Genomic DNA, 12,085 nt, shown 5'->3' on the forward strand with positions numbered 1-12,085 from the left:
CATCGAAATAGGTCGGGTCGTAGGTTCGCGGGTTGAACAGGACAGCTGCCATCGGGGGTGATCTCCTCGGCGGAATGACTTTCGGGCACGTGGGCACCAGTGCGCACTGCGGGCCAGCCCATCGTGTGTTCCCAGGCTCCGCGCGGCAATGGGCATGGGCACAGCCCGCCTCGAATCCCGGTGTGTTGCCGCACAAATGTCACAGTGAGCGCGGGTGAATGTTGACCGGGTCACTCAGCGTGGTCCATAGTGACGTACGCAACGTTACTTAACACGGGGGTAACCCAGGACATGCGCGAACCGGCCACGCTCGAGGAGCTGCCGCGGATCACCGAAGGCGTCTTCTTCACCACGCCCGAGCGGTTGCCCCGCGGCCCGCACACACTCGGCCGCGAGCAGGTGCTCCAGGCACAGCGGGAGCGGTTGATCATCGCCTTCACCGAACTGGTAGCCGCGCGCGGTTACCCGGCGGTCAGCGTCGGTGATATCGCCACTCGCTCCGGCGTCTCGCGCACCGCGTTCTACGACTGCTTCGACTCCAAGGAAGCGTGCGCCGACGCGGCCTACGAACGCTTCATCACTCATCTGCTCGCCGAACTGGGCCGTCGGCTCGACGGCAGCGAACTCGACCGGGAGGTCACGGCCGTACTGCACGCCTATTTCGCGACACTGCAACAGGATCTGGTGGTGGCCAAGGCATTTCAGCTGGAAATGGATGCTGCCGGCCCGATCGCGCGGGCGCGGCGCCGCGGTGCGCTGCTGCGTTTCGCCGAACTGATTCGCTACGAGCAGATGCGGCTCGCGGATACCGACCCGACCATCAACACCGACTTGCCCATACAGGCATACCTCGCCGCCGTCTACGCCGTGCGCCAGCTGGTGTCCGACGCCCTGGACCGTGAACCCGCGCCCGACCTGGTCGGGCTCGTGTCGAGGGTGACCGGCTGGCTCAGCGCCGGCTTCCGGCGACCCGCCGCCACACCGATTCCCACCACACCGGAGGACTGATGATCGACCCCGCCAAGCCCTCACTGTCGCGCCGCGCCCTGCTCCGGGGGGCTGGAGGGGCAGCAGCGCTGACGTTCGGCGCTACCGTCTCCGGGCGCGGTGCCTGGCTGCCCCGCGCCCGTGCCGAGGATCCTTCCGGCCTGCCCACCGTGGATGAACTGTGGAACTCGGTGGTAGCGATGAACGATCTCGGGCCACGGCACACCGGCAATGCCGCGCACCGGCAGTTCGTCGATTCGATCGATACCTCGTTGCGGGACTTGAACATTCAGGTGCTGCGAGACCGGGTCAGCTTCACCCGGTGGGAGGCCGGGCGGATGGCACTGTCCGTCGACGACATCGCACAGCCGGTCGCCGCCTACGTCCCCTACTCCGGGTCGACCGGGGCGGAGGGCATCGAAGGTGAACTGGAGTACGTCGGTATCGCCCACCCGGACGGCTTCCCGGCCCAGAGCTTGCAGGACAAGATCGTCGTCACCGACGCCCTTTCCCCGATCATCCCGATGCGGCTTGCCCGGCCCCTGCTGAACTACCTGCAAGACCCCAGCGGGACCGTTACCGATGACGATGTCGTCAGCGTCATGGCGCTGAGTATGACGGTGCCGCTGACCGTGTTCCGCCTCGCCGGGGCCAAGGCCGTGATCGTGGTGCTGGATGCGGCACCGGACAATGCCGCCGGTCAGTACGTGCCGTTCCTGTTCCCGATGGCAGGCATCCCGGGACTCATCGTCGACCGCAAAACCGGCGCCGAACTGCGTGAGCGTGCGCGGGCCGGCGGCCGTGCCCGGGTCACCCTCGAGGCCACCATCGAACACGGGGCCACCACCGACGACGTCATCGGCATCCTGCCCGGCGCCAGCTCGGACATCAGCCTGATCAACACCCACACCGACGGACCCAATGCCATCGAGGAGAACGGCCCGGTCGCGGTGCTGGCCCTGGCCCGCAAGCTCGCTGCCATACCCCAATCGCAGCGGCGCCGCACCTACGTCTTCCTGTTCGCCACCGGGCATATGGCCGTCGCGGTCGGCGATACGGAGCGTTTCATCGGCAATCACCCGGATCTGATTCGCCGCACCGCCTCCGCGCTCACGATCGAACATCTCGGCGCCACCGAATGGGTGGACGACCCGGTACTGGGCTACCACGCGACCGGCAAGCCCGACCTCACCCCGATCCTCACTTCCCAGAACCCCGCACTGTGGGAGGCCGCACGCACCGCGATCCAGGCGAACAATCTCGAACGCGCAGGCATCCTGCCGGCCGTCGCCAACAACGGGTTCGCCGGGGTCGGAGTCTTTTTGAACCTGATCGGCGTACCCACCGTCGCTCTCGCCGGGACCCCGGCGTATCTGGCCTCCTGGGCCGCCGACGGTCATATCGACAAACTCGACCGCGACATTCTCTATCGGCAGGTGCAGACCTGCGATTCCATCCTGCGCAACCTCGACGCCACACCGCGGCTCGATCTCGCGCTGGGTGGCACCCTGCTCAACGGCGGCGGGCAGATCCTGCCCGAAGTCGTCGGTGCTGGTTGGGACATCGCCCGCACCGCACTACCTTTTGCGGGTCTGCTGGGAACCACACAGTAGGGCCGGGCACCGGGCGATGTCTATTCAGCCTGTGGCACAGGCGATCCCGCGACGGCGAGGAGGGCATCGGCGATTTGCCGACAGAATTCTTCGGCATCGTCGGTGCCGTGTGTGAGTGCCCGGAACAGAGTCGCCCCGCGCAGTAGTTCGAAGATCGCGTCGATATCGCAGTCCGGGGCAGCCTGTCCGGAAGCCACTGCGCCGGTCAATAATTCGCGCAGCGCACCCCGCGTCGGCTGCTCGCCGTGGTCGAGCAGCCGACGATAGCTGTCGTGATCGTTGTGGTACTCCGAGAGCAGGCCCGGAATGGCCGAGCGCGCGGCCGGATGTGCCGACGCGGCCAGGAACAAGTGCGTCCACGCCAGCAGGTCCGCACGCAGATCACCGCTCGGATGGGGGTGGTCGAAGGCTTCCAACGCGAAAATGGCGTCCTCGACCAGGGCCCGCTTACTCGGCCAGCGTCGATAGATCGAGGTGGTGACGACGCCTGCCCGGCGTGCCACCGCTGCGATGGTGGTGGCCTGATAGCCCTCACTGACCAGCAATTCCTGCGTCGCGGCGAGAAGCTGGGCGTCCAGCTGCGGGTCACGGGGCCGGCCGGGTCCGGAGCGGGTGCCCGGGGGTGCGCTCACGGAGTTCTCCCAACTGGTTGAAAAAAATTCTCGATTGAGGTTACATCTAGAACCTGTTTCAAATACGCTACGACCCGTATTCGAATTATGTGGCTATGGCCACAGCTCACTCGAGAGGTACTCGTCGATGTTGACGCCCCAGGACGAACTGCTCTGCCACCAGCTGCCCACCACCTTCGACCACGTCCAGCAGAGCGATCTGCGCTGGACCGAGCGGGTGGTCATGTACGGCTTCGACAAAACCCGCCGGGTGAGCGTGATGACCGGCATGGCGCGCTACCCCAACCGGAACCTGATCGACGCCTACGCCATGATCACCATCGGCGACAAGGCGCACACCATCCGCATGTCCCGGCAGATCGACGCCCGCTACGACGGGATCGGCTCCTGGCAGGTCGGGCCGTTCACCTACGAGATCATCGAACCGCTGCGCAAGGTGCGCGCCACCCTCGCCGACAATGAGCACGGCATCAAGCTGCAGCTCGAATTCGATGCGCAGTTCCCGGCTTACGAGCAGGAGCCAGCCTTCTTCCGCACCCGCGGCCGCGTCCGCGAGGATGCCCGGCGGTACTACCAGAACGGCCGCGTCTCCGGCTGGCTGGAGTACGACGGCGAGCGCATCGATATCGATCCCGCGGACTGGTGGTTCGGCCGCGATCACTCCTGGGGCACCCGGCACGGCGGTGGCGGCGGCGCCATCAACGAGGGCGCCGGAACACTGCAGCCGAACGAGATCCCGGACGGCGTCCTCTACTACATGGGCATCTTCCAATTCGAGGATGAGCTGGTGCATTTCGCGCAGCGCGAGACGCCCGAGGGCGCCCGCTGGCACTTCGAGGGCAATATTCTCTCGCCGCTCGGCGCCGATACCGAGCCGCAGCCGGTCCGCGACGCCGGCCACGATCTGACCTTCCGCGACGATTTCCGCATTGTCAGCGGCGGCACCTTCACTATCGTCGACGCCCTCGGCAAGACCCGGGAATTCACCATCACCCCGGTCGGCGACTTCTGGCCCGGCATCGCCGGTTACGACTTCTACCGCGGGTACGCCTCCGGCCTGTGGAAGGGCGAGGACTGGAGCGACAGCTTTGTCGCCGACCTCACCGACACCGCCGACCTGAAGCAGGCCAGCATGCTCAGCGAGACCTTCTGCAAGATCGAAACCGAGGGCAAGGTCGGCTACGGGCTCGTCGAAATGGTCTTCATGGGCCGCAACGAGCGCTACGGGTACGAGGGGTACTGACCTTGAGCACTGAGCGACTGTCAGCAGAGCGGCTGGCAGCGGCACTGGAACCGGCTGTGCACCAGAACTTCCCGGTGTCCGGCACGGCCCGCGTTCGCAATTTCAACCGCACCGATCGCGGATTCGCCACCGAGACCTTCCTTTTCGAGGTCGAAGACGAAAACGGCGCACTGCCACTGGTTTTCCGCCGGCCACCGGAGATGTCGCTGTTTCCCGACTACGACCTGCTGCGGCAGGTACTGGTCATGCAGCGGCTGGCCGGCACCGATATCCCGGTCGCCACACCGGTATGGCTGGACCGCGACGGTGGCGACCTCGGCAGCTCATACTTGGTGATGACACGGCTGCCGGGTGAGGCGCCCAGCGACTACCCCTCCTATCACGTAGCGGGTAATTACTTCCATGCGACGCCGCAGCAGCGCGAACGCATGTGGTGGGGCTGCATCGATACCATCGCCGATATCCACCGATTGGATTGGCGGGCACTGCGACTGGACTTTCTGGCACTTCCGCAGCACGGCGCGGCGCCCGTGGAGCAGATCGTCAACTATCTGGATGCCGCGCTGACCTGGGCCACCGAGGGCGATCAACCCGATACCTACCGCAAGGCCATCGCCTTCCTCCGGGACAATCTCTACGAGCCCGAGCATGTCACGCTCTGCTGGGGCGACGCGCGTATGTCGAACATTCTGTACGACAAGGACTTCCAAGTCAGTGGCGTATTGGATTGGGAGATCGCGTATCTCGGTGATCACGAGGCCGATCTGGGCTGGCTGCTGTTCCTGGACTGGGCCAGCAGCGAATTCGAGGGTCATGCGCCGCTGCCCGGTACGCCGACCCGCGAGGAGACCATCGCGTACTACGAGAAGCGCACCGGAATGCCGGTCCGCAACCTGGTGTTCAACGAGATCCTGGCGGCCGTGCTGCTGTCGGTTCCCCTGCTGCGCATGGCCAATCGCGTGCAGTTGCCGCCGGAAATGAATATCACCGGCTTCTGCACCGCCCGAATCGAGCAGTTGCTGCCCTGACCTGTTCCCTGTGAATGGCACAGCAGTAGCTGCATCGGAAAAGAACTCCGTTCCCGGAACTGGCGCCGGGAGCGGAGTTCTTTCTGAACCACTTTCTGTATATGGTTTCGATGGCAGGCTCCCGCGGCGGCCGATCGCGCTGTCGCTTCGTCGCGAAGGTTGCCGCCCCGACTCGCTGCTCTGGCTTGCCGCCTATTTCGGAGTGGGTACTGGGAGGATGGCGGCATCACCACTCGAGGAAACCAGGAGGGCTGCGTGAGCAACCAGGAAGACTTACCGTTTCCTGCGGACGGACTGCTGTTGACTCACTTCCTGACGGTTCGTGACGTCGCGCGTTCACGCGACTTCTACGCCGAAATCCTCAGTGGGCGAGTGGTATCGGAGGAAAACCCGGCGATCGTCAAGGTCGCCAACAGCTGGATCATCATGAATCCCGGCGGTGGCCCGACCCCGGATAAGCCGGAGGTGACGCTGACTCCGCCGCGGCCGGGTGATCCGGTCTCGTCATTTCTGAATGTTCGGGTCGCTGACATCGCAGCCTTCTACGCAGCGGCGCAGGTCAAGGGGGCGCGGTTCCTGACCGAGCCCCTCGACCGCAAGGCCGAACTCCGGTGCTACCTGGTCGATCCCGATGGTTATCTCATCGAAGTAGGGCAGGCGACCGGCATACTGCGCGGCATCCTCGCCGATCTGCCCAGTGGTGAGTCCTAGGCGCAACGACGGCGGGTCGCGCGCTGTGTTGTTGCTCGCATTTACAATACGATACATAGCGTATTAGAAAGGTGGTGGTTCATCGGCCTGTTCGGTACGCATCGGCCGGGTGCCCCAGAATTTCGAAAGGATCGCCGGATGCCGACCATCGGAGATGATCAGATCAAAAGCCTGCGCGGAGGGGCCCTGGACCCCGGCCCTGGAGCAGGAAGGTCAGTAATGCGCAATCGCGCTTTTCGAGCTGCACTCGTGGTGACCGTTGGGCTGTCGGCGGGCTTCGGTACGGCAGCCACGGCGATCGCCGCCGACCCGCCTGCCACCACCAGCGCGGTGCTGGTGAACACCGACGGTCGTTCCCTCGGGCTCGCCGGCGTGCTCAATGCCCGCGATGTCGGCGGCTATCGCACCGCTGACGGCCATACGGTGCGGACCGGACTGGTGTTCCGCACCGGTGATCTGAGCAAGGCCACCGACGCCGATCTGACCACACTGGCCGGTGACAATGTTGTTGCCGTCCATGATCTGCGCACGGGGTACGAGCAGACCCTCGCGGGAGCGGACCGCATCCCCGCTACTGCTGTCGAACATCATGACGATGTGATCGGGCAGGCTCCGCCGCAGGTGCTGATGTCCACCCTCAGCGCCGGCACCGACCTGTACCGCGCGTTCATCACCACACCGGGCGCCGATGCGGGGTTTGCGGATGTGTTGCGCGATATCGCCGACAACCCCGGGGGCGTGCTCTTCCACTGCACCGGCGGTAAAGATCGCACCGGCTGGACTTCGGCTGTGCTGCTGACCATCCTGGGCGTGGACAAAGACACGGTGTACTACGACTATCTGCTGTCGAACTACTACCGCAACGCCAAGGACGGCGACGCGCTGAACGGTGTGTCTGCCCCGGCTCTGGATGCGGCCTTCGACCAGGTGGACAAGAGCTACGGCACCTTCGACAACTATGTGCACAGCGGGCTCGGTCTGACCGACGGTGACCTCACCGCGCTGAAGGCGAAAATGCTTGACTGATAAGAGCCGTCCTGAGGCTCATATCGTTCCGCCCGGGCATTGATCCGGGCGGAACGATACGGTCGACCGATTCCGATCAGGGCAGCGTCTGGTCGATCCGGTGACCTCGGGGGTCGGAGCCTTGATGGTGGGATCGATGAGAATCTTCGCGTGGTAGTCGGGGGAGGCGAGTGCTGTGAAGGCGCCGCCGACACCGTCGAGGCCTACTGTTCCGGTGATCAGCGGGGTGGGATCGACCTTGCCGTCGGCGATCATATGCAGGGCGTCGCGGAATTCGCCCGGATCGTAGCCGAGAGCGAAGCGCAGCTCGACTTCCTTGTTGATGGCCATGACCGGCTGGAACCGATCGGTTTCCATGCAGACGCCGACGACCACCACCCGAGACCGGGGCGGGGCGGCGGCGATGATCTGCTCGATAATGCCCGGCGCGCCGACACATTCGAAGACGTCCGGACCGGTGGGGCCGAGGTCGAAGGTGTGCAGGGCGCGAAAAGCGTACCACCAGGGCAGGTGGGGGATTCGGCGCAGCCGCTCCATGATGTCGAAGCCGAGATTGAGGGTTTCGACCGCGTCGGCGGCACGGTCCTTTTCGGGGGCGTGGTCCCACGGGCCTTCGACGGCGGGGTCCACGACGATATCGGCTCCGCACCGGGTGGCGAGTTCTCTGCGGCGCGGGGAGAAATCGCTGGCGATCACGGTGCGCACCCCGGACGCTTTCAGCAAAGCAATGACCGCGAGACCCACTGGGCCGCAACCGATCACGAAGGCGGTACGCTTCGAGCTGACCCGGCCCTTGCGCACGGCGTGCCAGGCCACAGCCATGGGCTCGGTCAGCGCCGCGTGGTCGGCGGAGAGCCCGTTCGGCACCGCGAAGGTCATGCACTCCTGAGCCAGCACCTGCTCGGCGTAACCGCCGGAGGCGTGGGCCGACAATCCGGTGGGGTGCGGGTCGCGGCCGTGCCGCAGTATCGGCATTGCCACGACCGGCGTTCCGGGCTTCCACCGCCGGCGGGTGCCGGGCCCGTATTCCACTATCTCACCGCAGAATTCGTGCCCCATCACCACACTCTGGTGCGAGCGCATCATGGCGTCGAAGCCGCCGGCGGCGAACAGATCCGCCAGTTCATCGCAGTGCGATCGGGCGTGCAGGTCCGAACCGCAGATACCGCATCGCAGGACGTTCAACAGCACCTGCCCGCTGCCCGGCTGGAGCGCGGGCAGCGTCTGCACACTGAGCTCACCATTGGCGCACACGACGGCGCGCATGCGGCTCACCCCTCCCTGGTCGCGGATTCGGGTGCGGCGCCCGTGTGCACCAGGTCGATATAGGCCTGGGGCAGTTCCTCGAAGGCCAGTTTGGTGATGCTCGCCGGGCCGGAGTGGTAGGAGTCCTCGCCCTGGAGTTTGCCGTTCTCGTCGACCGGCCACAGCAGCAGCTGCCGGAAGACGATGAGGTAGTCGGCGCTCTCATCGTCCACGGGCATTCCCATCCGGGCCGCGACCGCACCGGGGTAGATCTGCTTCAGGAAGCCTTCGGTCACCACGCAGTGGTCGTCCACGACGAGCCGATCCAGCTCGAAGGCAAGGATATTGGTGCGGCTCTCCAGGAATGCGGTGTAGTAGGCGTGCACGGCCTCGGTGCCCTTGGAGCCGACATCCTGGCCGTCGAACCAGAAGTGGTAGTCCGGGTTCGGCGAGAGGGTGGCCATGAGGCGATCCATATCGGGGGCGGCCTCGGCCTTCATATGCTCGAGTACGACGCTCAGTACTGTGCGGTGGCGCTGGTTCGTGGTCTCCGCGAGTCGCTTCTCGACGAGTTCCCAGGTGCTGCTCTGGTTGATGACGGGCATGACTGTCTCTCTTCTGTGGTGGATCACAGCAGCCGCCTGCGGCCGAATCGCTCGAATTCGGCTTCCAGGGCGGCCTTTTCGGCTGCGTTCATGGGGTGGTATTCGGGTTCGCCGCGTGTGGACCAGCGGTAGACCGTGTCGGTGGTGCGCCAGAGTTCCTGCTGGAGTTCGCGTTTGAGCACCTTGTTGGAGCCGGTCATGGGCAGGTGCGGGGATACGCGCAGAAAGCGCGGCGTGGCCTTGCTGCCGAGATCGGGCCGCGCGCTCAGGAAGGCGGTGAAGGCCGCGATATCGAAGGTCGCCGGATCGGCCACCTCGAGGGCGGCCATGACCTGATCGCCGGAGCGCGGGTCCGGTACCGCGTACACGCCCGCGGCGATCACTTCGGGGTGGCGGCGCAGCACGCGCTCGATGACCAGCGCAGAGGTGTTCTCGCCGTCGACGCGAATCCAATCACCCTGGCGCCCTGCGAAGTAGATGAATCCGGCGGTGTCGACGTATCCGAGATCCCCGGTCCAGTACCAACCGTGGCGAATGCGATCGGCATCGGCGTGGTCGTTCTTGTAGTAGCCCTCGAAGGCGCGCACGCCGGCCTTGTTGACGACCTCGCCGATGGCCTCGTCGGGATTGCGCACCCGGCCGTACTCATCGAGCCGGGCCCGCTCGCATTCGCGCAGCGTCTCCGGATCGATGATCGCGATGCCCGCGTGCGCGGGACGCCCGAGCGCGCCGGCGGGGGTGTCCGGCGCCAATTCCACCGCACCGGCGCCCTCGCTGGACCCATAGCCCTCGAACAGCTGCGCACCGAATCGGCGCACGAATTCCACCTGATCCTCCGGCGAGGCCTCGGTGCCGAAGGCGCGCTCGAGGGTGTTGTCACCGTCGCCGGTCAACTCCGGTGTGGCCATCAGGTAGCCGAGGGCCTTGCCGACATAGGTGAAGAAGGTCGCGCCGAAATACCGTACGTCCGGCAGGAATCCGCTCGCCGAGAACTTCGGCGTCAGGCAGACGGTCGCACCGTTCACAAGAGCCGGGGCCCAGAGCGCCATGATGGCATTGCCGTGGAAAAGCGGCATACAGCAGTAGTCGACATCGCCGCGATGGTGACCGAATTTGGCGCTCGCGGCATAGGCCGTCCAGGCCAGCCGGCCCTGACTGCATTTGACGGCCTTGGAGGCGCCGGTCGTCCCGGAGGTGAACAGCAGCAGGAACAGATCGTCTTCGCCGACGCCGGGGGCGATGGCGGGCTCGGCGCGGTGCGCATCGAGCAGGGCCGCGTAGCCGGGATCATCGACAAGGAGGAACCGATCGGCGTCGAGCCCCAGATCCAGCGCCCGCAGCCGGGTCATCCCTGCGGTATCGGTGACGATGAGCTGGCAGTCCACATAGTGGATCTCCGCCGCGAGCTCGTCCGCGCTCCGGGTCGGGTTGATTCCGGCGATGGTCGCACCCGAGAGCGCGGCGCCGCCCAGCCAGAAAATGAAATCGGGGACATTGTCGAGCAGGACGCCGATATGGAACGGCCCCGGACGCCGCATCGCGAGCGCCAGGGCGGCTCGTGCCGCCGACTCCCGCACTACGCCGTCCCAGGTCCAATCCTGTTGGCGGGTGCGGAGTCCGGGGTGCTGATCCCCGAGCCGGTCGATCAGCAGGTGCGCGATATCCGCGTATTGCGTCGCCGTCGAATCGGCATTCACGGCCCTCGTCATCGAGTCCCTCCGCCTGGAGTTCTGAATATCGCTACGCCGTGCAGCGATATTCAGAACCATAGACAGCGACCAGCGCGACGAGCACTGCGATCCCGGTCAGCGAAACTCTGTGCTCGAACCCATTGCCTCCGTGCGCGGCCCTTGCGAGACTGCGGGATTTCCGGTTGCGCCCGCCTGGTCGAGGCGCAGGTGCTGGACGCCGTAATTCGGCAGATGGGCGTGGTGGCGGTCGTGAACGGCCGCGATGACGGCCGCCTCGGGCAGTCGGCGGCGAATCGCCTCGAAGGTGCGGCGGATACGAGTTTGCGGCGGCCGGTGGCGCGTATCGCGTCCAAGACGGTCTCATCAGTTGCTGGTTGAATGAGTTGATGTCGTTCGTACTTGTCGGCGGTCTCCGTTGGTGCGGGCCGATGAGAGTGTCGTCACTCGTCGGCGACGCGAAGACTCGGCGGGCACTACCAGTTCGGGAAGTTGTCGTTGACGTCATCAATGTCGTGCTCGTGCGATGCGTCGTCAGCAAATGAGGGCACTGCGGCACCGAGGAAGACCATTCGAGTGTCGAGGTGGCCGCGATCTCCCACGAGGAGCTCTAACGCCATCCCCCAGAAATGCCCGAAAACCGCGAGCCCGCGGAAAGAGCTGTCCGCGCATGAGTTCGCCGGCCGTCACCGGTGGTTCATCCCGGGAAGTCAGTCACCGGGTGTGGTCGTTGAAAGCGAGTTAACCGAAGGGGTGGTTGCCGCGCACCTGTTGTCGCAGGTCGGTGTAGATCTCTTCCAGCGCATGCGCGGCGGCGGTCGCTGTGACGAGCGCTGGCCGCAGGGAAGCCGGGGTCGGGGGGAACGCATCCAGCAAGGCCGCTAACCCCACATCGACCCGACCAGAATTCTGGTGTGATCGGTGATGGTGGCGCACGCGATGTGCCCGAGTGTCCGAGGATCGATGGCGTGGGTATCTGGTGGAGGGCTGCTGTGCCGGGCGATGGTGTGCGACCCGAGTGCGTCGGCGAGCGCAGTGATCGCGGCATCGGACGCCGATACAGCTGCGGCAGTGGGGATTTGGCACGCGGCCAGAACTTCGGACACCACGCGTACGGTGACGAACGTGCCATGCCGTCTGGCCGGGCGTACGACAGGGGAAGTGGTGGGCCTCCACCAACGCGGTGTCGGCGGCGCGCAGAGCTCTAGGGTCTGATCCGCTGCTCGGATCCATTCCAGGATGATCTTCTCCGAGGGCCGCCCACGCCGAGCGACGGCATCGGCCCTTCGGTCGGCGTCGTTCACGAC

The 12,085-nt window shown here is 65.6% G+C and carries 12 protein-coding genes; 7 read left to right on the forward strand and 5 right to left on the reverse strand.

Annotated features, from left to right (window positions below):
- Positions 1-291: 291 nt before the first annotated feature.
- Together OG300_RS10630 and OG300_RS10635 are read left to right on the forward strand one after the other, a co-directional pair.
- Positions 292-1,008 carry a TetR/AcrR family transcriptional regulator gene (locus OG300_RS10630; RefSeq protein WP_355118420.1) on the forward strand — a complete coding sequence of 239 codons (717 nt, stop codon included), beginning with the start codon at positions 292-294 and terminating at the stop codon, positions 1,006-1,008.
- On the forward strand, positions 1,008-2,600 hold the full coding sequence (locus OG300_RS10635) for a hypothetical protein (protein WP_355118418.1): 1,593 nt from the start codon (positions 1,008-1,010) through the stop codon (positions 2,598-2,600). The genes OG300_RS10630 and OG300_RS10635 overlap by 1 nt, the downstream gene beginning before the upstream one ends.
- A gap of 20 nt (positions 2,601-2,620) precedes the next feature.
- Here OG300_RS10635 and OG300_RS10640 read toward each other — a convergent pair whose 3' ends face one another.
- The gene (locus OG300_RS10640; RefSeq protein ID WP_355118416.1) at positions 2,621-3,232 is read right to left on the reverse strand and encodes a TetR/AcrR family transcriptional regulator; all 612 of its coding nucleotides are present in this window, start codon (positions 3,230-3,232) and stop codon (positions 2,621-2,623) included.
- Positions 3,233-3,359: 127 nt separating this feature from the next.
- Here OG300_RS10640 and OG300_RS10645 point away from each other — a divergent pair, with 127 nt between their 5' ends.
- The 4 genes from OG300_RS10645 (at position 3,360) to OG300_RS10660 (ending at position 7,240) form a co-directional block, all read left to right on the forward strand.
- Positions 3,360-4,475 carry a hypothetical protein gene (locus tag OG300_RS10645; RefSeq protein WP_405494654.1) on the forward strand — a complete coding sequence of 372 codons (1,116 nt, stop codon included), beginning with the start codon at positions 3,360-3,362 and terminating at the stop codon, positions 4,473-4,475.
- 2 nt (positions 4,476-4,477) lie between these two features.
- On the forward strand, positions 4,478-5,503 hold the full coding sequence (locus tag OG300_RS10650; RefSeq protein ID WP_405494656.1) for a phosphotransferase family protein: 1,026 nt from the start codon (positions 4,478-4,480) through the stop codon (positions 5,501-5,503).
- Positions 5,504-5,758: 255 nt separating this feature from the next.
- Complete coding sequence (locus tag OG300_RS10655; RefSeq protein ID WP_405494658.1) at positions 5,759-6,214, forward strand: VOC family protein; 456 nt, start codon at positions 5,759-5,761, stop codon at positions 6,212-6,214.
- Between the two features lie 249 nt (positions 6,215-6,463).
- Entirely contained in the window at positions 6,464-7,240 is a 777-nt protein-coding gene (locus OG300_RS10660; protein WP_355131614.1) for a tyrosine-protein phosphatase, read from the forward strand.
- Positions 7,241-7,258: 18 nt separating this feature from the next.
- Here OG300_RS10660 and OG300_RS10665 read toward each other — a convergent pair whose 3' ends face one another.
- Genes OG300_RS10665 through OG300_RS10675 form a run of 3 tightly spaced genes read right to left on the reverse strand, consistent with a single transcriptional unit; the run spans position 7,259 to position 10,799 of the window.
- On the reverse strand, positions 7,259-8,506 hold the full coding sequence (locus OG300_RS10665) for a zinc-binding dehydrogenase (RefSeq protein ID WP_405494660.1): 1,248 nt from the start codon (positions 8,504-8,506) through the stop codon (positions 7,259-7,261).
- Between the two features lie 5 nt (positions 8,507-8,511).
- On the reverse strand, positions 8,512-9,090 hold the full coding sequence (locus OG300_RS10670; RefSeq protein WP_355131618.1) for a nuclear transport factor 2 family protein: 579 nt from the start codon (positions 9,088-9,090) through the stop codon (positions 8,512-8,514).
- Positions 9,091-9,113: 23 nt separating this feature from the next.
- Positions 9,114-10,799 carry an AMP-binding protein gene (locus tag OG300_RS10675; protein WP_405494663.1) on the reverse strand — a complete coding sequence of 562 codons (1,686 nt, stop codon included), beginning with the start codon at positions 10,797-10,799 and terminating at the stop codon, positions 9,114-9,116.
- A 189-nt stretch (positions 10,800-10,988) separates the two neighbouring features.
- Between OG300_RS10675 and OG300_RS10680 the strand changes: the two genes are divergently transcribed.
- On the forward strand, positions 10,989-11,159 hold the full coding sequence (locus tag OG300_RS10680) for a hypothetical protein (protein WP_405494665.1): 171 nt from the start codon (positions 10,989-10,991) through the stop codon (positions 11,157-11,159).
- 500 nt (positions 11,160-11,659) lie between these two features.
- Here OG300_RS10680 and OG300_RS10685 read toward each other — a convergent pair whose 3' ends face one another.
- Positions 11,660-11,884, reverse strand: coding sequence for a hypothetical protein (locus OG300_RS10685; protein ID WP_405494667.1), 225 nt, complete (start codon positions 11,882-11,884; stop codon positions 11,660-11,662).
- Positions 11,885-12,085 lie beyond the last annotated feature (201 nt).

Source organism: Nocardia sp. NBC_00511, from assembly GCF_045161165.1.
Classification (GTDB): domain Bacteria; phylum Actinomycetota; class Actinomycetes; order Mycobacteriales; family Mycobacteriaceae; genus Nocardia.